Origin of the sequence: Cognatundibacterium curvum, from assembly GCF_014284235.1 — a bacterium.
Taxonomy (GTDB): Bacteria; Pseudomonadota; Gammaproteobacteria; order Burkholderiales; family Burkholderiaceae_D; genus Undibacterium; species Undibacterium curvum.
Genome location: NZ_JACOGD010000005.1, coordinates 308,238 through 330,034, shown reverse-complemented (window position 1 = coordinate 330,034; position 21,797 = coordinate 308,238). Strand labels below are relative to the sequence as shown.

Sequence of the window (21,797 nt, the reverse complement as noted above, 5' to 3'; positions counted from 1 at the left end):
GGAAAACACCGGGACTAAGCGCTATAATGCCAACTTATCCTGGAAAAATACGCATGCACCTTTCAGCCGTCGGCCTCAATCACACGACTGCGCCCCTGTCACTGCGCGAAAAAGTCGCCTTTGCTCCTGATCAGATTGCTCAGGCAGTGGTGGCTGCACGCGCATGGTTTGGAGCCAGACAGGTGCAGACAAGCGGCGCAACCGAAGCGGCTATTTTATCCACCTGTAACCGTACCGAGCTGTACGCAGCCTGTGCCGGCCTCGACAATCCGGTCGACGTCACGGCGCGCTTCCTGGCTGACTTCCACCATTTACCGTATGCGGATTTGCGTCCGCATCTGTACACCCTTCCGCAAGACAATGCCGTCCGGCACGCTTTCCGCGTCGCTTCCGGACTCGATTCTATGGTGCTGGGCGAACCGCAGATCCTGGGGCAAATGAAAGATGCAGTGCGTCAGGCCGAAGCGGCTGGCGGCCTCGGTACCTATCTGCACCAGATGTTTCAGCGCACTTTCGCGGTTGCCAAGGAAGTGCGCAGCACGACAGAAATTGGTGCGCACAGCGTATCGATGGCGGCCGCAGCAGTCAGGCTGTCACAAAGAATTTTCGATAAGATTTCGGATCAGCACGTGCTGTTCATCGGTGCCGGTGAAATGATAGAGCTGTGCACGACCCATTTCGCGGCGCAAAATCCTAAATCGCTGACCATTGCCAACCGCACGCTGGAACGCGGCGAGGCACTGGCCCACCGTTTCAATGGCAAGGCAATTCGCCTGGCCGATTTACCGCAGCAATTAGCGCAATTCGACATCATCGTCTCGTGCACGGCCTCCTCCTTACCGATCATCGGTCTGGGGCTGGTCGAGCGCGTGGTCAAAGCGCGTAAGCACCGCCCGGTGTTTATGGTCGATCTGGCGGTACCACGCGATATTGAGCCTGAAGTCGCCCAGCTCGACGATGTGTTTTTATATACCGTCGATGACCTCGGCAGCGTAGTCCAAAGCGGCATAGAAAACCGCCAGGCTGCTGTCGCGCAGGCGGAAGCCATCATCGAAACCCGTGTGCAATCATTTATGCACTGGATAGATGGCCGCGCCGTGGTGCCTGTGATTCAGGACCTGCATGAAAGCAGCGAACAATTGCGCCTCGCAGAGCTGGAGCGTGCGCGTAAAATGCTGGCGCGTGGTGAAGATATCGATCTGGTGCTGGAAGCCTTATCCAAAGGCCTCACCGCCAAATTCCTGCATGGCCCGCAACAGGCGCTGCATCAGGCCAGCGGCGACGAACGCGCGCGCCTGGCCAGTTTGCTGCCTCAGTTATTCCGTACTAAGCGTTAGTGCACCTCCCTCTGGTCAGCCGCTGAGTGCTGACTACTCTCAGGCCAAACTGGCCACGTCTCTGTTTTTTTATCTGCCCTGCCTATGAAACCCTCTATGCTCGCCAAGCTGGATCAGCTGGCTGAACGCCTCGATGAAGTCGGACACCTGCTGATGCAGGAAGGCGCAACCAATGATATGGACAATTATCGCAAGCTCAATCGTGAGCATGCGGAACTGGATCCGCTGGTTGCTTTGTACAAAAACTATCAGCAAGCGCAATCCGACATCCTGGAAGCACAGGACATGCTGAATGATCCGGACATGAAGGCGTTTGCGCAGGAAGAAATCGAAAGCGCAAAGCAGACCATGCTGACGCTGGAAGATGATCTGCAAAAGATGCTGCTGCCTAAAGATCCGAATGATGAGCGCAACATCCTGCTGGAAATTCGCGCCGGTACCGGCGGTGACGAAGCCGCCTTATTTGCCGGTGATCTGCTGCGCATGTACACCCGCTTTGCTGAACGTAATCGTTGGCAGGTAGAGATGATGTCGGAGTCGGCATCTGAACTCGGTGGGTATAAAGAAGTGATTGTGCGTATCGCCGGCTTCGGCGCATACTCCAGACTGAAATTCGAGTCTGGCGGCCACCGCGTACAAAGGGTGCCGGCGACCGAAACCCAGGGACGGATACATACCTCGGCCTGTACCGTCGCCGTGATGCCGGAAGCGGATGAAGTGGCCGATGTGGTCATCAATAATGCCGACTTGCGTATCGACACCTTCCGCGCCAGCGGTGCCGGTGGTCAGCATATTAATAAAACGGATTCTGCCGTGCGTCTGACTCACTTACCAACCGGGATCGTGGTGGAGTGCCAGGACGGCCGCAGTCAGCATCAGAATAAGGCCCAGGCCATGCGTGTGCTTGCCACCCGCATCATGGATATCCAGCTGCGTGAAAAACAAGCGAAAGAGGCGGCAACCCGTAAGAGCCTGATTGGTTCCGGTGACCGCAGCGAACGCATCCGCACTTACAACTATCCGCAAGGCCGCATGACGGACCACCGCATCAACCTGACCTTGTATAAACTGGATTTCATCATGGATGGTGATCTGGAAGAACTCAGTAATGCGCTGATCGCAGAACATCAGGCCGAAATGCTGGCGGAACTAGGTGACGATTAAATCAGTCCAACTAATGACTGGCGCTACAGGTAGTCACGATCTGTAGCACAGACACTACTCATGCCAACTTACATCGCTTTATCACGCTGACAGAAAAAACGTGTAAGCTGGCATCCGCTTTCATTTTCCGGATGATTTTCATGCGTTCTAGCAAATTCGTATTACTGGCTGTGGCGGCAAGCTGCCTGGCTGTTCTGGCAGCGGCGATGTATTTGCAGCTGGTCAAAAACATGTTGCCCTGTCCTCTGTGTGTGCTGCAACGCTATGCTTTTCTGGGCATAGGACTGTTTGCACTGGTGGCTGCAGTCATGCCTGAGCAAAACCGCAGGGTAGCGGCCGGCTTATCGTTTGCTTCTGCATTGACAGGTATAGGCGTCGCAGGCAAGCATTTGTATGTTCTGTCCAATCCTCAACTGTCCTGCGGCATCGATCCGCTGGAAACCGGCTTGAATAAAATTTTCTTATCGGTCTGGTGGCCGGACTTCTTCCGTGCCGATGGCTTATGTGATACCCCGTATGAACCGATACTGGGTCTGTCTATTCCGGGCTGGGCTATGGTCTGGTTCCTGATCTGCGCCATCGCCACTGCGAGCGTTATGCTACAACGCAAACGTACCAGTATTTTCGGAGACCGGCGCTGATGCAGGCATGGCAGCAAGATGGCCTGAGCCTCGCTGATTATGAGCGCTTAGTACCGCTGGATAAGCTGGAATTACGTATGCTGCTGATGCATGCGACAGGCAAGAGCCGTATCCAGCTGATCACCCATTCCGATCAGTCTCTGACAACTGCAGTCAGAGCGCATTTGCTGAGTCTGATCAGCCGCCGTCTGGCGGGTGAGCCTGTCGCTTACATACTCGGTGAACGTGAATTCTTCGGTCTCTCTTTTTTAACTTCACCCGCCGTACTGATACCACGTGCCGATACCGAGCTGCTGGTAGAACTGGCCTTGCAGCATGCACCGCCCAACAGCCGCTTACTGGATATGGGTACCGGTTCGGGTGCGATTGCAATCAGCATCGCACATGAACGGGATGATCTGGCCGTCAGTGCACTCGACATTAGTGCTGACGCGCTCGCAATCGCCACTCAAAATGCAGCGCGTTTATTACCTGCTGACAGGCTGCAGCGTTTTGAGCTAATGCAGAGTGACTGGTTCTCAGCGCTGGGGCAACACCGATTCAATACCATTGTCAGCAATCCGCCTTACATCGAGCAGCACGATCCACATTTATCGCAAGGCGATCTGCGTTTTGAGCCTCTGTCAGCGCTGACGGATCATGCGGATGGACTTAGTGCTTACCGCCATATCATCAGTACAGCCAGGCTGCATTTGTCAGCAAATGGCTGGCTGCTGATGGAGCATGGCTATGATCAGGCAGACGCAGTACGCGCGCTGCTGCTTCAGCATCAATACACAGAAGTACAAAGCTGGCGCGATCTGGCAGGCATAGAGCGGGTCAGTGGCGGCAAACTTCAGACAGAGGCATAAAGATGGAATGCTCAGATGATCTGCAACGCATGGATATCGACATGATCCATCGTTTTTTGTCTGAGGAATCGAGCTGGGCTAAGGGCATTCCGCTGGAGACGCTTAAACGTGGCATGGAACATTCGCTATGCTTTGGCGGCTGGTCAGATGGACGGCAAATCGCGTTTGCACGCGTGATTAGCGACCAAGCGAGTTTCGCGTATCTGCTGGATGTGTTTGTACTGCCTGAATTTCAAGGCCATGGTTACAGCAAACAATTGCTGGAATTTGTCTTGCGCCATCCGGCGCTGCAAGGCTTACGGCGCTTTGTTCTGGTCAGCAGCAATGCACGCGGCCTGTATCAGCAATTCGGCTTTCAGGCATTAGGCAAACCTGAGACCTATATGGAAATCCATCGCCCTGCGCTCTACCAGCCCTGAGCGATTCTGCTGGCGCACGGCCAAATCTGGCCTTATTTCACCTGTTGTTTATTGAGTTTGCGCGCCAGCGTTCGGCGATGCATACCAAGACGGCGTGCGGCTTCAGAAATATTGAACTCGGCTTCCACCAACACCTCGTGGATGCGCTCCCATTCCAGGGTTTTAATCGAAGTTGAGCGATTACTTAACTCTGGTTCAGCCACACCCGCCACATGACCAAAGGCCGCTTCTATATCATCGGTATTGGAAGGCTTGGCCAGATACTGACATGCCCCCAGCTTCACGGCTTCAACCGCAGTCGCGATACTCGCAAAGCCAGTCAGCACGACGATCAGCATGGCATCATCATGCTTATGCAGCATCTGTACGCAGGCCAGACCAGAGGCATTGCCATTGAGCTTTAAGTCCACCACCGCATAGCGCGGACTATGCTGAGTCAGCAGGACAGACACCTGCTCCAGACTGTCCGCATGTAAAACGGTATAGCCGCGCCGTTCAAACGAGCGCACCAGCGTGCGCGCAAATGCAGTATCGTCTTCCACGATCAGCAACAGACGATTTTCTGACATAGGTGATTACCTCTTAAAGCTTCAGTGCAGAAATGGGCAGTGTGACTTCAACAGCAGCACCACCTTCGGGACGGTTTCTGGCTGATACCGTCCCACCCAGCTTACGAACAACATTCACCACAAAGAACAGACCCAGTCCGCTGCCGGCGCGACCCTTGGTCGATTGATAGGGCTGCCCCAGCTTGTCCAGAATATGCGACTGGAAGCCCGGCCCGCGATCTGTAACCAGCAAGGTGAGCACTTCTTCCTGACGCTGCACATCGAGTGCCAGCCAATGTGGTGATGCTTCAAGCGCATTATCTAACACATTGCATATCATCTGCTTGAGTGCCACATCAAACACCACCGGAATGTCATGTGGATTGCTGTTTCGGTACTCAAAATCCTGCAAAATGCGGGTGGCGCGGAAGTCTTCAGCCAGATCATTCAGAAACGTATTGATGGTGGTTTTGACCGAGGACTCGCCCCTGGCCTCACCAGCCGACAACAGGATACTGCTGACGATGCTCTTACAACGCTGTAACTGGCGCTGCATTTCCGTCAGCTCTTCAGTTAACTCGGCATCCTGAGTGAATTGCGGCATGCGGCGCCAGTCGCCCAAAATCACCGACAAGGTAGCCAGCGGCGTTCCTAGTTCATGCGCAGCACCGGACGCCAGCAAACCCATCTTCACGATATGTTCTTCTTCTGCCGCACGTTTTTGCAGATCGGCCAACTGCGCATCCCTTTCTTTGAGATTGGAATTAATCCGGGTCAGGAAAAACACCAGCAGGGCCGCATTCAGCAAAAAGCAGATCAGCATACCGTCGCGGTACAGACTGAACAGGCTGTTGACTGAGTCCGGCGGCAGTTTCAGCGGCAGAGAAAAACGCGACAAGCCCATCAGACAAGCCGTGCTCAGCGCTACGATCAGCCAGGTCGACCAGGCTTCCAGCAGCACCGCGCTAAGTATCACCTGCAGCAAAAACAAAAAGGCAAACGGATTGCCGGTACCACCACTCAGATACAATTGCGCAGTCAGTGTCGCCACATCGACCAGTAAAGCCAGAAATAGCTCACGGTTTGAAACACGAACCTCTTCATGCCAGCGCAAATGGCTGCCGATGTTAAACGCGATCAGACCTGCCAGCACATACAGCATAGGCAGTATCGGCAAATGGATACCGAAACCCAGTGTGACCAAGGCGATGGTAGAGATCTGGCCGAATACCGCCAGCCAGCGCAAATGGATCAGCTGCAGCATATTTTTATGCCCGGCTGAGTGCTGCAGTTCCTTGACGCCTGATTCAGGCAAAATCACGAAGGTGGAATGGTTTTCTGTATCGCGCATCTGGCTCACTTTCGGTGGATGCGCGCTGAACGCTGCAACCTTGTTCAGCGACGCCGGTCAGTACGGCGTACATACCAGTACGCCAATCCGACCATCAAAGCGAGAGCATACCAAGTCAGCGCATAGACTGCATGATTGTTCTGAAAACGGACTACCGTCAACCCAGCTACCGGCCCGGCGGCATCAGTCTGGCTGGCTGCGTCTGCATCGATAAAATACGGTGCCACATCAGTGAGCTGATGTGCGGCGGCCATTGCTGCCACATCGCGCGAAAACCAGCGTCCGGCAGCTGCATCATTGTGACGCAGGAAGCCGCCACCCGGTTCGGTGATACGCAATAAGCCAGTCAGGGTCAGCGTTTCAGAGGACGACGCACGTGCCAGCTCTTGTTTGACACGCTCCGCAGACGGCAAGAAACCGCGATTGATGAACACCAGACTGCCATCGTTCTGACGCAAAGGAGTCAACAACCAATAGCCGCTACCCAGTTCCGTCACGGCCTGCACCATACTCGACTGTGCATGCAAAAACACACCGCTGACTTTGACGTGGCGGTATTCATCTCTGGCCACGCTGACTTGCGACCAGTCGCTACGGCCCGGCGCAGCTTCCGGCTGAGCGTGTATGCGCTGTTCGACACGGGCGATCAGATCCAGCTTCCACTGCAAACGATAAACTTGCCAGCTACCCAGCGCGCACAGACAAAGAAAAACCACCAGCGCACTGATAGCGAGTAAGTTTCTCGCTAAAGGTGAACGCGGGTGGTTGTCCTGATCAACCGGAACCGCAGTTCCGGCCGGGGTCTCAACAGGAGACAGACTCATGGCAGATTGCGTGAGTTCTGTCCATCCTTCGCTGGTGCCAGATTAATAGACTCTGGCTTGGTCTCATGATTCATGCCAGGCATCATGTTGTGGTTCATATGATGCATAACCCACAGCGAACCTGCCAGCATAATTACCACCAGCAAGGTCGTGAAGATCAGTGCCAGCATAGACCAGCCACCTTCTGACTTGAAGTTCATGTGCAGGAAGTAAATCATGTGTACGACGATTTGTATCGCTGCGAATACCAGCAATACGATGCCCATGGTTTTTGAATCAGGGATCACCTTCGCCATCACCAGCCAGAAAGGGATCGCTGTCAGTATTACCGACAGGATGAAACCCAGGGTGTAGTCTTTCAGGCTGCCATGGCTGCCGTGATCCTCGTGTCCATGATGACCGTGAGCGTGGTCATCACCGTGTGCGGAATGTGTGTGATGTGCGCTCATGGCAAGACTCCCATCAGATAAACAAAGGTAAATACACCGATCCAGACCACGTCCAAAAAGTGCCAGAACATAGACAGACACATCAGACGGCGGCGATTTTCAGGCGTGAGGCCGTGACGCTTGAGCTGGAACAGCAAAGTCACCAGCCAGACGATACCGAAAGTCACGTGCAGACCGTGGGTCGCAACCAGAGCAAAGAAGGAAGTCAGGAAACCACTGCGTTGCGGACCTGCACCTTCATGGATCAGGTGGATGAATTCATATAATTCCAGGCTGATAAATGCCACGCCAAAGAGGCCAGTAATCGCCAGCCACACCATGGTGGTACCCAGACGGTTTTTCTGGGACTCCAGCATCGCAAAGCCATATGTGATGGATGACAGCAACAGCATAGAAGTATTCAAAGCCACCAGCGGCAGATCAAATAATTCTGCGCCGGTCGGACCGCCTGCATAGTTACGGCCCAGTACTGCATATGAAGCAAACAGGCACGCAAAAATCAGACAGTCACTCATCAGGTACAGCCAGAAACCCAGCAAAGTACCATTTTCCGGATGATGTTCCCGGACGAAGAAGCGGGAACCCGCGTCTCCGTTCAAAGCATTATGTGTAGTTGTAGACATATCAGGCCTGGCTCGCTAACAAACGTGTGCGCTCATCTTCCGTGCGGATCACTTCATCAGCAGGAATGTAATAGTCGCGGTTGTAATTAAATGTGTGAACTATGATTGCGGTCAGCATCACCAGGAAGGCTGCCACAGCAGGAATCCACATTTGCCAGATCAGTGCGAAGCCGCATGCACCGCTGAGCGCAGCGATCACAAAACCGGCACCGGTGTTCTTAGGCATATGGATATCCACAAAGCCTTTAGTCGGACGCTGATAGCCATTCTTCTTCATGTCATCCCATGCGTCGTTATCATGCACGCGTGGTGTGAATGGGAAGTTGTAAGCTGGTGGTGGCGAGGAAGTCGACCACTCCAGCGTACGGCCACCCCATGGATCACCGGATACATCACGGTTTTCATGACGACGCAGGTAACTGACGACCAGCTGTACCAGGAAGGAACCGATACCCAGCGCGATCAGTACCGCACCGAAAGCAGCGATCTGGAACCAGATCTGCAGCGACGGATCATCGAAGTGACTCAGACGACGTGTCACACCCATCAGGCCCAGCACATAAAGCGGCATGAACGCAAAGTAGAAGCCGATACACCAGAACCAGAACGAGCATTTACCCCAGAAGCTGTCGAGCTTATAACCGAAGGCTTTCGGGAACCAGAAGTTGATCGCAGCCATCGCACCAAACACTACACCACCGATAATCACATTGTGGAAGTGAGCGATCAGGAACAGACTGTTATGCAAGACAAAGTCAGCAGGTGGGACAGCCAGCAAGACACCGGTCATACCGCCGATAACGAAAGTCACCATAAAGCCTATCGTCCACAGCATAGGCACTTCAAAACGGATACGGCCACGGTACATCGTGAACAACCAGTTGAATATCTTCGCGCCGGTTGGGATCGAGATAATCATGGTGGTAATACCGAAGAAGGAGTTAACACTCGCACCGGAACCCATGGTGAAGAAGTGATGCAGCCATACCAGGTAAGACAGGATAGTAATCACCACCGTCGCGTACACCATCGAGGTGTAACCGAACAGACGCTTGCTGCAGAAAGTCGACACGATTTCAGAGTACACACCGAAGCAAGGCAGGATCAGGATATATACCTCTGGGTGACCCCAGATCCAGATCAGATTCACATACATCATGGCATTGCCGCCCATGTCGTTTGTGAAGAAGTTGGTGCCAAACGTGCGATCCAGCGACAACATCGCGAGTACGGCGGTCAGTACCGGGAAAGCAGCAACGATCAGTACGTTAGTACACAGTGCAGTCCAGGTGAATACCGGCATCTTCATCAGATTCATGCCAGGCGCACGCATCTTGATAATAGTCACAATCAGGTTAACGCCGGACAATAAGGTACCGACACCGGCAATTTGCAAGGACCAGATATAGTAATCCACCCCCACATCCGGGCTACCCAGAATGCCAGACAACGGCGGATACGCGAGCCAGCCGGTACGCGCAAATTCACCCACGAACAGCGATACCATCACCAACACGGCACCGAATGCAGTCATCCAGAAACTGAAGTTATTCAGGAAAGGGAAAGCCACGTCACGTGCACCGATTTGCAAAGGTACGATGTAGTTCATCAAACCTGTTACCAGTGGCATCGCAACGAAGAAAATCATGATCACGCCATGCGCCGTGAATACCTGATCATAGTGATGCGGCGGCAGGAAACCGGCTGAGTCGCCGAATGCCATTGCCTGCTGGGCACGCATCATCAGCGCATCCGCAAAGCCACGCAACAGCATGACCAGACCCAAGATCATGTACATGATACCGATACGTTTGTGATCGATAGAGGTGATCCACTCACGCCACAGGTAACCCCATAAACGGAAGTAGGTCAGACCACCCAATACGGCGGCACCGCCAAACAGGACACCGATAAATGTCGCAATCAGAATTGGCTCATGGAAGGGAATCGCTTCCCAGCTGAGGCGGCCAAGCACCAGCTTTGTCAAATCAATTTGGTCTAACATCTTTATTTTCCGGTGGTTGTGGTTGGCGTCGTGCAGATTTCAGCGAGCGGACCACGGCCGGCCTGCTGGTTTTGCGCCAGTAAATTGGAGAACTTACCATTCGCTGCACTCTTCACATTCAGATCAGTGCTCATCAACTTGTCGATACAAACCTGACCATCAACGACGCAGCGATTCAGAATGGCATGATAGAGGTCAGCCTCAACGGTTGCGTAGCGGCGAACCGGATCTTTGATACTCGGCTTTTCCAGTTCCAGATATTCAGCACGCTTGAGCGCAGGCTGATTAGTTTTTACTGTCTGTACCCACTGTGCGAAGTCTTCATTGCTCAGGCCACGGAATTTGAAACGCATATCCGAGAAACCGGCGCCACTGTAGTTCGCAGAGAAGCCTTCGTAATCACCCGCTTTATTGATGACAGCATTCAGTTCTGTCTGCATGCCAGGCATCGCATAGATCTGGCCAGCCAGTGCCGGGATATAGAAGGAATTCATCACTGTCGACGCAGTAATTTTGAAATGAATCGGCACATCAACCGGCGCAGCCAGTTCATTCACAGTTGCAATACCTTGCTCTGGGTAAATAAACAACCATTTCCAGTCCAGCGCAACGACTTCAACCGTGATTGGTTTGACATTGGCAGGAATCGCACGTGTCTCATCCAAACGCGACAACTTTCGATATGGATCAAGAGTATGCGTGGTAATCCATGTCAACATACCCAAAGCAATGATGATTAACAGAGGAGCACCCCAGATCACCAGTTCGAGTTTCGTAGAATGATCCCAATCCGGTTCGTACTGTGCTTCGGTGTTGCTTTGACGATAACGCCAGGCAAAAAAGAAGGTCAGTGCAATCACCGGTACGATGATCAATAACATCAACAGTGTCGAAATGACAATGAGCTTACTCTGTTGAGCGGCAATATCTCCGGATGGATTCATCACAATTGTGTTGCATCCAGCCATCATTATTGCGGGCAACAGCAGTATTCCGCGACGAGCTAATTGAGAAAACATACAGGAAAATTCCAGTCTGAACGTAAATATGTGGTAATGTACTCTCACTGATAAGCATTAGCGATTGGACGTTTTGTCCTACCCTTTCTGCCTGCATGGGAAAAGCTGCCGACTGCGTCCATCGACATAACAACGATGACGGAGACGACTATGCCTAACATCAGCAGCCACAATGGCGCACTGTACGCCAACCAGCCTTCTGCCAACGGCAGTACCCCTAAACGTGGTGATCATGCAGATACGTCTGTCGATCCCGGCGAAATCGCGATCGGGGTCATTATAGGACGCACTTCCGAGTATTTCGACTTTTTCGTCTATGCCATTGCCTCGGTACTGGTATTCCCTTCGGTATTTTTCCCATTTGAAGATCGACTGGAAGGAACACTGTACGCCTTCGTCATCTTTTCCTTTGCTTTTTTAGCACGCCCGATAGGCACCATGATTTTTATGGCGGTACAGCAACATTTAGGACGTGAAGCAAAACTGACCATAGCCTTAGTGCTGCTTGGATTTTCCACTGCTGGCATTGCCTTTCTGCCTACCTATGCCAGCATAGGCGTCACCGCCATTGTGATGCTGTCGGTACTGCGGATAGGTCAGGGCATCGCACTCGGCGGTTCCTGGGATGGCCTGCCTTCCCTGCTGGCATTGAATGCGCCGGAAGACAAGCGTGGCTGGTACGCGATGCTGGGACAACTGGGCGCGCCTACCGGCTTTATCCTCGCGGCCAGTATGTTTGCCTATATGCTATCTAATCTGTCACCGGAAGATTTTCTTGAATGGGGCTGGCGTTATCCTTTCTATGTTGCGTTTGCCATCAACGTGGTCGCCCTGTTCGCGCGTCTGCGTCTGGTCGCCACCGATGAATACACCCATTTGCTGGAAGAACGTGAATTACAGCCGGTAGGCATCATAGAATTGCTGAGCTCTCAGGGCCGCAACGTATTGATAGGCGCGCTCGCTGCGCTGGCCAGCTATGCGCTGTTCCACCTGGTGACGGTATTTCCTCTATCCTGGATTACCTTGTATTCTGGCCGCAGCCTCAGTGACTTCCTTTACCTGCAGGTCGCCGGTGCCTTCCTGATGGCGATATCTGTGGTTGTTTCTGGCCTCATTGCCGATAAAATCGGCCGTCGCAATACGCTGGGAACACTCGCTATTCTGATCGCGGCGCTCAGTGCCTTCATACCTACGCTGATGAAGGCAGGCGAAAGTGGCGAAAACATTTTCCTGTTATTCGGCTTTATCTTGCTCGGTTTGTCTTATGGTCAGGCGGCTGGCGCAGTAACCGCTAACTTCCCCGCCAAGTATCGCTACACCGGTGCTGCACTGACTTCGGATCTGTCCTGGCTGGTCGGCGCTGGCTTCGCACCACTGATTGCATTGGGTTTGTCCGCTAACTTCGGCCTGGCCTACGTCAGCCTCTACCTGCTGTCAGGCGCGGCCTGCTCACTCGCCGCATTGCATTTGAACCGGGCTTTGGAAATAAAAAATTAGTGCTGCGCTTCGCCTGTTTCTTAGGCATAAACTTGTTCAGAAAAGGGGAGCCTGCTCCCCTTTCTCGCTCTGATCAGGATTTCATATAAAAATTCCCCCCGTTGCCTTGCACTGCATGGCAAAAGAGTAAACATACCTGTGACCCTGGCGATAAATCATACCGTTCATTCGATCGAGCCGGCTAAAAACACTGCATAGCAAGTTCTTGCCAGTCGCCGCATTCAGTTTTATGTGCAAAAAATAAAAATTTCTAGTCCGATTACTGACTGAATTGCAGAACGAATAGCTAAATATAAATATAATTAGCTAAACAAGATTCGACGAGATTTTTTTATGATTATCGGCATAGACCTCGGAACAACCAATAGCCTGACTGCAGTCTGGCGCAATGGCAAAGCAGAATTAATTCCAAACAGCCTGGGCAGTAACCTGACTCCATCCTGCGTCAGCTTAGATGCGGACGGCACTATGCTGGTAGGGCAAGCAGCAAAAGAACGGCTACAAACCCACCCGGAAGCCAGTGTTTCTGTATTCAAACGCTATATGGGCAGTGATAAAAAGGTTCGCCTTGGCAAAAAAGAATTCCGCGCAGAAGAATTATCTGCTTTCGTACTGAAGTCCCTGAAAGCGGATGCCGAGGCATATTTAGGAGAAGCCGTAGATGAAGCGGTGATCACCGTTCCAGCTTACTTTTCCGATGCACAAAGAAAAGCAACTAAAGCCGCAGGCCAGTTGGCGGGCTTACGGGTTGACCGGCTGCTCAATGAGCCCACCGCAGCAGCACTCGCCTATGGCATACATGAAACAGGTAATGAATCACGCTTTTTGGTCTTTGACCTGGGTGGAGGTACATTTGACGTTTCTATTTTAGAATTGTTTGAAGGCGTCATGGAGGTCAGAGCCTCTGCCGGTGACAATTTTCTGGGTGGCGAAGATATTACCAATGCCATTGTCGATTTATTCTTTGAACATCATCAGCTCTCATCCGGTTTGCGCAACGACGCCAGACTGATGCAACGTCTTGCTGCTTCGGCAGAACAGGCGAAACGCGCGTTGACAGCTGGAAAAGATGCACAAATTGAAATTGTTTTAAACGAAAATACTTTACAGCTTAGTTTGAACGAAGCAACGCTGGAAAAAATCTGTGCCCCATTGCTAAAACGCATGCGGGATCCGGTTGAACGCGCTCTGCGGGATACCAATCTGCGGACTAACCAGCTTGACAGCATCGTGCTGGCTGGCGGTGCCACCCGTATGCCCCTGGTCAAAAAACTGGTAACACTGATGTTTGGCCGTTTCCCTGCCAGCGACATCAACCCGGATGAAGTCGTCGCACTCGGCGCCGCCGTGCAGGCCGGTCTCAAGATGAAAGACTCTGCATTGGACGAGGTAGTCATGACCGATGTCGCGCCCTACTCTTTGGGGATTGATGTCTCTGTCCGGATTTCGGAAAATCAGCATGCTAACGGTCACTTTTCTCCTATTATCGAGCGCAACAGTCCGGTTCCGGTCAGCCGTGTCCGGCGCTATTATCCAGTCGCAGATGGACAAACTGAGTTAGTCATCGAGGTCTATCAGGGTGAATCGCGCCTGGTCAAAGATAATATTCACCTTGGCACACTAGGTATGCGTCTGCCCGTCGCCAAAACCGAAGAAAATGGCGTCGATGTACGTTTTACCTATGATGTGAACGGTTTGCTTGAAGTTCAGGCTACCCACGTCGCGACACAAAAACTGGACAAACTGGTGATACAGGGCAATCCCGGACTCATGAGCGATAAGCAAATACAAGAACGCTTTCATGAATTGGAAAAAATAAAGATGCATCCTCGTGATGCCTTGGAAAACCGGACGCTGCTCGCCAGGGCTGACCGCATCTTCCAGCAGTTACGCGGTGACGTGCGTCAATGGCTGGGTTTGCAAACGACGGAGTTTGAAACAGCGCTGGAAACACAAGATACCAAGCTGATAGCGCAGGCCAAGCGTAAATTCATTGATATCCTGGACGCGATCGAAAACGATAACCGCTTGCATACTGACACATCACAACCTGAATAACATGTCTTATCTTCCCGCTTTTATAGAAGAGCATCAGTTAACACCAGATGCAGATGAACGTAGTCTGAAACGTGCGTATGCAAAAAAACTGAAGACCATAGATCAGGAAACACAGTTACATGAGTTTCAGGCATTACGGGAATCCTATGAAGAAGCGTTGCATTGGATAGCGTGGCGTGACACTGCGCAAGAGCGGGAAGATGAAACAACTGGTGAGCCAGCAACAGATCAGGAACAGCTGACCGCAGCACAGCCCGCACCTATGTCTGGTCATTCACAGGTGGCCGTGCAGGATGTCACTGATGAAACTGAAGCGGCCGCTTCCGAAGCCAGCCCACCCCAGGCCAGGGATCCTGCGCAAGAAGCTGCAGATATCTTGCAAAGCTTGCTGAATCACATACACCAGGAACAGCCCGAACAGGATCAAGTCACTACGATTTTGGAAAATATACTCGATAGTGACACGATGTTGTTCCTCGAGACCAGGCAAGCATTCGAATGGTATATCGCCAGTTATCTGGTGCAGGGCTGGCAATCCGGTAAAGATTTATTATTCCATGCCGCGGTCACAGCGTTTCGCTGGCGAGAGGCAAAAACACGGCTGAGCTACCTGGGGCCACATGCCTACGCCCTTGAGCAAGCCATGATTGAACTGGATGAAATATCAAAACGTCCGGAGGCGATACGCCACAAATATCAGGAAATTATGCGCAAGAGCCGCAATCAGGAGCAACCCGGCCTGAACTACCTGAAAGTCAATCTGCAACTGTTAGCCAGACTAAACGAAGCCTACCCCCATGTCACGGCAATGAGCTGCGATATGGCGCTGATACGCCAATGGATAGACAGTGCTTACGAAGAAAAAGAAAAATCTCTGCATGATGTGCGCGAGCAAAATCGTGGCGAGAAGAAAAATCACTTTTCATTCTCTACGGCATTGCTGGTCATGCTGTTTGTCTTTATTTTCCGGATGTTAAGTGCCCCCCCGGATGAAGCTGCAAGACCATCAAATACATCGACACCTCAGTCTGCGCTGAGCAAAGTCAGTCCGCTCAAAGACACCAAGACCGAATTATTTTATTTGGGCGAAGATTATCTGTTTGGTCGTGATGGCAAGCCCATAGACACGGCAATGACCATCAGAAACTGGGAAGCATCTGCACGCATGGGCTCCGTTGATGCGCAATATGCGCTGGCCAAATTTTACAAAGATGGATTAAAAATTCCTGTCGACAAAACCAAGTCCCATTATTGGATGCTGCAAGCTGCAGAAAATAAGAAAATTGCGGCGATGGTGACGGTCGGTGAGAATTTTCAATTTGGTGAAGGTACTAATACCAATTTGCAGGCTGCGTATGACTGGTATGAGAAAGCCGCCAACGCAGGTGATCGCGATGGGCAGTTTCGACTTGCTATTTTGATAGCCAGCAATATGCTGGTTAAGAAAGATAATCAGCGCATCACCGAGCTGCTGGAGCTGTCAGCGCAACAGGGCAATGCCAATGCAGGAAGCTATTTGGGTTTGGGCTTTCAGGAGGGCTGGTGGAATCTGAAGCGTGACAATGACAAAGCTAATTACTGGTTCCTGCGCTACCAGCATCATCCCCTCAGTCAGGAACAGCTGGGTCTCGCCTACGAGCATGGCCGCCTGGGGCATACCAAAGATCTGGCGCTAGCCTTAAACTGGTACCAACAGGCACTCAAAAATGGTAACCAGAAAGTAGCCAGACGTATTGAAACGATCTGTAAAAAAAACCCGCTTCAGGAATGTAAAACTTAAAAACACAGTATCAGGTTCCAGTATCAAGACTGCGTCAATTTGATGCTTTTTTCAACAATTCTAAAAATAATAATTAGAAAGACAGCAAAAAAAATATACAAATAATCATCTTTGATTAGCTGATCAGCCAGCTGGAACCGACTGTCACTTCCAGTTAAGCTGGTGAAAGAATCACAGGTATAGAAAAAATAAATAAATAAAAAGCGCGTCGCATGAAACTATTTCTTGATAAAACTCACCTACAACTTACCCATTTCATTGCCACATCTGGCCTTCACTATTTCCTGAAGCGCAGTCTGCGTCCTTACTGCCTTGCCTCTATACTGGCACTCAACTTATCCGGCACCGGGATTGCACAGACGCTCACCGAGTCCAGTCCCGTTCAACAAGGAAATGCTAAACGGCTTAGCAATCTGGAAGCAACTTTAATGCGGGCAGCTCCGGTAGCTGCATGGGTTAAACCGGACCTCATCAAATTACCGGATGCCACGTCGGCCTATCCAGTGGTGGTACGCCTGTCTGACGTGCAGCTTTATGCGGACCGAAATTCAGCGGTATATGTACGCAGAGTTATGCAAGTCAATGAATCCTCCCTGTTAAGCAATATCGCCCAGATAGAAATTCCTTATCTGTCCACTTTTCAGACCTTGCAAATCCACGCGCTGCATATTTTGCGCGGAAATCAGAAAATCGACAAAACAGCCAGCATGGAAGTTCGCTTGTTGCAGCAAGAAAAAGATCTGGAAGCAGGCATACTCACCGGTTCAGTAACCGCCTCTATCGTCATCGATGATCTGCGCGTGGGTGATTCCGTGGATTTGTCATACACCATACAGGGACAAAATCCTGTTTTTGAAGGTAACTATTTCAATACTTCCAGCTGGGACAGCACCACCCCTGTACTACGCAAACATATCAGCCTGAATTATCCCGCAGATAAAAAAATCAGCCACAAACTGTCTGGTCCCAGAACACACACCATACAAAGTACGGAAGAGCGGGTTGGAGAGCGCCGGATTGAGCACTATTCTGAAGATATGCTCAAAGCAGTCGATTATGAACCGTATGCGCCGCCGGAAACAAATCAGTTCAAACAAATTCAATTCTCGCAAATGCAGAGTTGGAACGAAGTTGCGCGCTGGGCCAGCCAACTTTTTGACTATAAGGGTAGTTCACCTGCACTCAATGAACTGGTCAACAACTTCGACAAATTAAGTACACCCCAATTGAAAGTGCAAAAAGCACTCGAATACACTCAGAATGAAATCCGTTATCTGTCCGTATCTATAGGTGAAAGTTCGCATAAACCAGCCGCTCCGGATCAAGTCATAGAGAAGCGCTATGGTGACTGTAAAGACAAATCTCTGCTATTGACAACGCTACTACGCCGTATGGGTATAGAAGCGCATCCGGTCTTAGTTGCGACTTACCGTAAGAAGGGAATTTCCCAGCTGCTCCCCAGCCCGGCAATATTCGACCATGCGATCGTACGTGTCATCGTCGATGGAAAAACTTATTTCCTGGACCCCACCCGCAATGGGCAAAGCGGGAGTCTGGACAATATGGGGCAAAGCCATGCAGAGGCCGAAGTGCTGGTTGTTTCGCCGGAGTCTCGCGATCTGAGCATCATAGGAAAATCAAACGCGCGAAGTGAAAACTCCCGCATGGAGAAAGTCCTCGCTAAGCAGTGGAACCGACCGGTTGAGTTTATTCTGAAACAGACCTATTCCGGACTGGAAGCAGAATACGCGCGCTCCTATTTTGCGCGTCAGACTAAAGAGCAAATTGGAAAGCAATTTCAGGGGAATATACTGAAGCGCTACCCCTTGGCTGAACTGAAATCAGGGCCAGTTTTCAAAGACGATACGCAATCCAATCAACTTACACTGGAAATGCGTTTTGCCATTCCCGAATTCTTTAAATCAGATGCTCAGTTCTGGTACGTAAGCTACCAGGCAAGCAATTTCCGGGACATTTTCTATCTGCCTGAAAATCCTCGACGCACCACCCCCCTGATGCTGCCGTCCGACCCCAACCGCTTTACTTATCAATTCGAGGTCGAGTTACCTGAGGGGTTTGATGCCAACTACCGGCCGAGTAGCGAGGCACTCAACAGCCCCGGATTCACCCTGACTGAAAATATCAGCTTTAAAGGCAAAGACCTCACTGCGCGACTGGGGCTGGGCATATTGAAAGAGCAGATTCCCACTATGCAGGTGGCGGATTTTATGGCTTATGTCAGAAAAACCTCTCAGGTCATCGACAATACCTTAAAGATACGAAAAACGGATATCAAGGAAAACTCATTAGCCCTGTTGCTGGATGCACCGTACAAGCAAAGAATCAGCGATAAGCTGACCCGGGATTTAAATTCCTTAAACCAGCGTATAGACAATAGCAATCCCGATCCGGAATTACTGTGCCAGCGTGCATCGTTGTATGCGCGACAGCGTCAGTTCAATTTAGCCCAGTCCGATTTACAGGTACTGCAAAAAATGAAAATTCAGGAACCGGGCATCCTTCTATGCCGTGCACAGGCTTATTTTGACAGCATGGACATGAAAAATGCGGAAGCGGACTGGATGCGTGCGGGCAGCAAGGACAGCGACAATCCTGCCCTGCTCACGATGCGAGGATTGGCCGCTTTCTCGTCTGCAAAATGGGCGGAAGCCGCAGCACAGTTTAGCAAAGCGCTCAACGTCAGTGAAAATCAAACTGAGAAACTACGTGCAGAAATGCTGAGACTTTTATCACTCAGACAAATACCGGCACAATCCGCTCAACTAAGCACCACATTGTCCGGCAATCCTGATGACTGGCGCTCGGGCTTACTGGATGTCATCACGGGTAGCAAATCAGAAGAACAAATGAGTAAGCAGCTTTATAAGCTGACTGGCGATGAGCTTGATATTGCTCTGCCTGAAGCTTACTTCGTTTTTGCACAATTACAGACAGCACAAAATAATAAACTCAAAGCCAAGGTCTATCTGCAAAGAGCACTCGATAAAGCGGCGCCTGACCAGTTACTGCGACCAGTCATACAAATTGAGCTGGATCGATTCAAACGCTGATTCAACACTAAAAGAAAGCACAACCATGAATTTCTACCGACTACGGTTCATACCTGTTTTGATCGTCTGCACGCTGCTAACCACGTATACCTATGCAGCAAACGTCTCTAATCCGGCAGATGTGCAAGATGTAAAGTCCTTGATGCAGATATTTCAGATCGATAAATCTATCCAGAACGTAATCAGGGCAGACATTGAGCAGAATAACCGTCTTCATCCTGAACTATATGTTGATATTGAAACAACCATGAATCCGCTTACCCTGAATGCGATTAGCGACCGACTGGCACCACACTTAGCCAATGTAATCCCGAAGGAGTACGCAAAAAAATTACTGAAGGATTTAGAAACACCAGCTGGAAAAAATGTGCTGTATCTTGACCGCATGTTCACAGAGCAAGGAAAAAATGCCGCGGCAGCGGCCTTCAATAAACTGTCGGCAGCAGAAAAAAAAGCCACCAATGATTTCCGTAATGGGAATGGCTATCGGCTTCTGCTGAACGCTATCCTCCATCCGCAACCTGAAATTCAAACTGACCTCAGAGCATGGGCTGCATCACTGTCACAGGCAAGAATACAAAAAGCCCGTCAAAGCATGGCAGCAGTGCTGGAAAAAAGCATACAGGCAGATCAGGAAGGTGATACTTACTCCTCGCAACTTCTGCCTGCCACGATTCCCAAAACGGGGATTCGCTCCATAGATACAGAGATGGCACTGACACTGGATTTTTACAAAAAAATGAACCAGATTGAATCTAAGTTTTCTCAGGAATTCAATCGTACCGAGTTCAGCAAAATCCTCGATCCGCAAAATCTGGTATCACGAACAGCACTGGAGCAAGCACAACTGAATCTGCTGACAGCGGAAAGCATTATCGATCAGCGTGCTCCGCTCATCGAAAAATTACTGAAAAATTATTTTGAAGATTTGAATAATATCCCCATGCCTGCCAATGAGAAGCAGCTCATGCGTGCACAAAATGAACGTGAGGCCATGCTGAGCATGGAAAATTCCATGAAATTGATGGAATTGACTGGAAAGTCGATAGAGCTACGTAAACAGCTTTTGAATCTCTGCCAGGAAAACCTGGGTAAAATCAAATTCGAAAATCAGAAACTGATTTTTTCTGACGAGGCGGCCTTGTCGAACTACAACCAACTGGTCGCGCAACTCAATCAAAATCTGGATGAGTCACAGCGTTTTGACAGAGATCGTCTGGATAGAAAGCGCAGCATGGCACAATCACTCAGACTAAACAAATAAGTCCAGGCACAAAAAAAGCCAGCGTCAGCTGGCTTTTTTATTCGCAGGTACAAACAAGTTCTGTTGTAGCTTATCGATACACAGTCACTGGTTCCGGTGCCGGTGTGACAACAGGCTGGGCGGCAGTGCCTGCGTTGGCCGGGCGGTTGGCGCCGCGTGGCAGACCAAACTGCACCATCAGTTCACCATAGGCGGCTTCTGCCAGACTGCGCGAAGTTTCCTGCATGACTTTGCCACGGTTGAAAACCACACGATCACCGGCACGGCTGATGATCTTGGTATCCACACCAGAACCACTGGCGCTGAAAGCTGCTTTCACTTCATAGGTCTTGGTGTTGATCAGGCTGAAATCCGCCACCAGATCCAACGACAGGCTGGCTGTCATGGAATTCCCGTATTGCAGCTGATTGCTCTCCTGACGGAACTGGATATTGCTGACGGTACCGAACAGCACATAATCCGCACCCGGATACATACCCTGTTTGATGCGACCGATGATGTCGAAAATTTTCTCCATCGGCTTACCCACATAAGGGCGGGCCTGAATCAGATGTACAGCGCCGCCTTTGAGTAAGGCACCTTTCAGATCAGCTGTGTAGGTTTTCAACTCACCGCGATCGATATAGGTGTAATAGCCTTCCGCTTCAAAATAATTGCTTTCGCTTTTAGCGTCTACATGACCACGCTGGGAATAGCTGCGGTCAGTTTCACGCTCGCTGTAGCTGCCTTTGACGCTACTTTTGCTGGAGGCTGACACTACGCGGAAATACTCGCTGACTTTTTCTTCATAGGTCAGATCGGTTACTGCAATCTTAGGCTCAGCGGCATAAGCGCTGATGCTGGCCAGGCCACAGGCCAGCGCAGCGATCATTTTTTTTAGATTCAACATCGTGCTT

18 protein-coding genes are annotated in these 21,797 nt (G+C 50.9%); 10 read left to right on the top strand and 8 right to left on the bottom strand.

Features of this window, described 5'->3' with window-relative positions; all coding sequences use genetic code 11:
* The first annotated feature begins 53 nt into the window (after window positions 1-53).
* The 5 genes from hemA (at window position 54) to H8K43_RS11645 (ending at window position 4,412) form a co-directional block, all read left to right on the top strand.
* Entirely contained in the window at window positions 54-1,337 is a 1,284-nt protein-coding gene (gene hemA / locus H8K43_RS11665; protein ID WP_186881925.1) for a glutamyl-tRNA reductase, read from the top strand.
* An 84-nt stretch (window positions 1,338-1,421) separates the two neighbouring features.
* A complete protein-coding gene (gene prfA, locus H8K43_RS11660; protein ID WP_186903981.1) occupies window positions 1,422-2,501 on the top strand; it encodes a peptide chain release factor 1 in 1,080 nt (359 codons plus the stop codon).
* A gap of 140 nt (window positions 2,502-2,641) precedes the next feature.
* The gene (locus H8K43_RS11655) at window positions 2,642-3,142 is read left to right on the top strand and encodes a disulfide bond formation protein B (protein ID WP_186903980.1); all 501 of its coding nucleotides are present in this window, start codon (window positions 2,642-2,644) and stop codon (window positions 3,140-3,142) included.
* Window positions 3,142-3,993, top strand: a complete 852-nt coding sequence (gene prmC / locus H8K43_RS11650) for a peptide chain release factor N(5)-glutamine methyltransferase (RefSeq protein WP_186903979.1) — start codon at window positions 3,142-3,144, stop codon at window positions 3,991-3,993. Before H8K43_RS11655 ends, prmC begins: the two co-directional genes overlap by 1 nt.
* Window positions 3,994-3,995: 2 nt before the next feature.
* Window positions 3,996-4,412 (top strand): GNAT family N-acetyltransferase, encoded by a 417-nt coding sequence (locus tag H8K43_RS11645; protein ID WP_186903978.1) that lies wholly within the window; start codon window positions 3,996-3,998, stop codon window positions 4,410-4,412.
* 32 nt (window positions 4,413-4,444) lie between these two features.
* Here H8K43_RS11645 and H8K43_RS11640 read toward each other — a convergent pair whose 3' ends face one another.
* The 7 genes from H8K43_RS11640 to cyoA are packed head-to-tail and all read right to left on the bottom strand — an operon-like array spanning window position 4,445 to window position 11,231.
* On the bottom strand, window positions 4,445-4,981 hold the full coding sequence (locus tag H8K43_RS11640) for a response regulator transcription factor (RefSeq protein ID WP_186903977.1): 537 nt from the start codon (window positions 4,979-4,981) through the stop codon (window positions 4,445-4,447).
* Between the two features lie 13 nt (window positions 4,982-4,994).
* Entirely contained in the window at window positions 4,995-6,311 is a 1,317-nt protein-coding gene (locus H8K43_RS11635; RefSeq protein WP_186903976.1) for an ATP-binding protein, read from the bottom strand.
* A gap of 44 nt (window positions 6,312-6,355) precedes the next feature.
* Complete coding sequence (locus H8K43_RS11630; RefSeq protein ID WP_186903975.1) at window positions 6,356-7,135, bottom strand: SURF1 family protein; 780 nt, start codon at window positions 7,133-7,135, stop codon at window positions 6,356-6,358.
* Entirely contained in the window at window positions 7,132-7,584 is a 453-nt protein-coding gene (gene cyoD, locus H8K43_RS11625; protein WP_186881933.1) for a cytochrome o ubiquinol oxidase subunit IV, read from the bottom strand. Before cyoD ends, H8K43_RS11630 begins: the two co-directional genes overlap by 4 nt.
* A complete protein-coding gene (cyoC, locus tag H8K43_RS11620) occupies window positions 7,581-8,207 on the bottom strand; it encodes a cytochrome o ubiquinol oxidase subunit III (protein WP_186903974.1) in 627 nt (208 codons plus the stop codon). The genes cyoD and cyoC overlap by 4 nt, the downstream gene beginning before the upstream one ends.
* Window position 8,208: 1 nt before the next feature.
* Window positions 8,209-10,212, bottom strand: coding sequence for a cytochrome o ubiquinol oxidase subunit I (gene cyoB, locus H8K43_RS11615; RefSeq protein WP_186903973.1), 2,004 nt, complete (start codon window positions 10,210-10,212; stop codon window positions 8,209-8,211).
* Between the two features lie 2 nt (window positions 10,213-10,214).
* Window positions 10,215-11,231 (bottom strand): ubiquinol oxidase subunit II, encoded by a 1,017-nt coding sequence (gene cyoA / locus H8K43_RS11610; RefSeq protein WP_186903972.1) that lies wholly within the window; start codon window positions 11,229-11,231, stop codon window positions 10,215-10,217.
* Window positions 11,232-11,381: 150 nt separating this feature from the next.
* On the opposite strand from cyoA, the gene H8K43_RS11605 reads away from it, so the two are divergent.
* The 5 genes from H8K43_RS11605 to H8K43_RS11585 all read left to right on the top strand — a co-directional run bounded on the left by H8K43_RS11605 (window position 11,382) and on the right by H8K43_RS11585 (window position 20,901).
* Window positions 11,382-12,728 carry an MFS transporter gene (locus tag H8K43_RS11605; RefSeq protein WP_186903971.1) on the top strand — a complete coding sequence of 449 codons (1,347 nt, stop codon included), beginning with the start codon at window positions 11,382-11,384 and terminating at the stop codon, window positions 12,726-12,728.
* Window positions 12,729-13,061: 333 nt separating this feature from the next.
* Window positions 13,062-14,786, top strand: coding sequence for an Hsp70 family protein (locus H8K43_RS11600; RefSeq protein WP_186903970.1), 1,725 nt, complete (start codon window positions 13,062-13,064; stop codon window positions 14,784-14,786).
* 1 nt (window position 14,787) lies between these two features.
* Window positions 14,788-16,566: a tetratricopeptide repeat protein gene (locus H8K43_RS11595; RefSeq protein ID WP_186903969.1), complete on the top strand. Its 1,779-nt coding sequence runs from the start codon at window positions 14,788-14,790 to the stop codon at window positions 16,564-16,566.
* 212 nt (window positions 16,567-16,778) lie between these two features.
* Window positions 16,779-19,637, top strand: a complete 2,859-nt coding sequence (locus H8K43_RS11590) for a DUF3857 domain-containing protein (RefSeq protein ID WP_186903968.1) — start codon at window positions 16,779-16,781, stop codon at window positions 19,635-19,637.
* Window positions 19,612-20,901, top strand: coding sequence for a hypothetical protein (locus H8K43_RS11585; RefSeq protein WP_186903967.1), 1,290 nt, complete (start codon window positions 19,612-19,614; stop codon window positions 20,899-20,901). Before H8K43_RS11590 ends, H8K43_RS11585 begins: the two co-directional genes overlap by 26 nt.
* 70 nt (window positions 20,902-20,971) lie before the next feature.
* On the opposite strand, the gene H8K43_RS11580 is transcribed toward H8K43_RS11585, so the two are convergent.
* Window positions 20,972-21,790 carry a penicillin-binding protein activator LpoB gene (locus H8K43_RS11580; RefSeq protein ID WP_186903966.1) on the bottom strand — a complete coding sequence of 273 codons (819 nt, stop codon included), beginning with the start codon at window positions 21,788-21,790 and terminating at the stop codon, window positions 20,972-20,974.
* Between the last annotated feature and the right edge of the window lie 7 nt (window positions 21,791-21,797).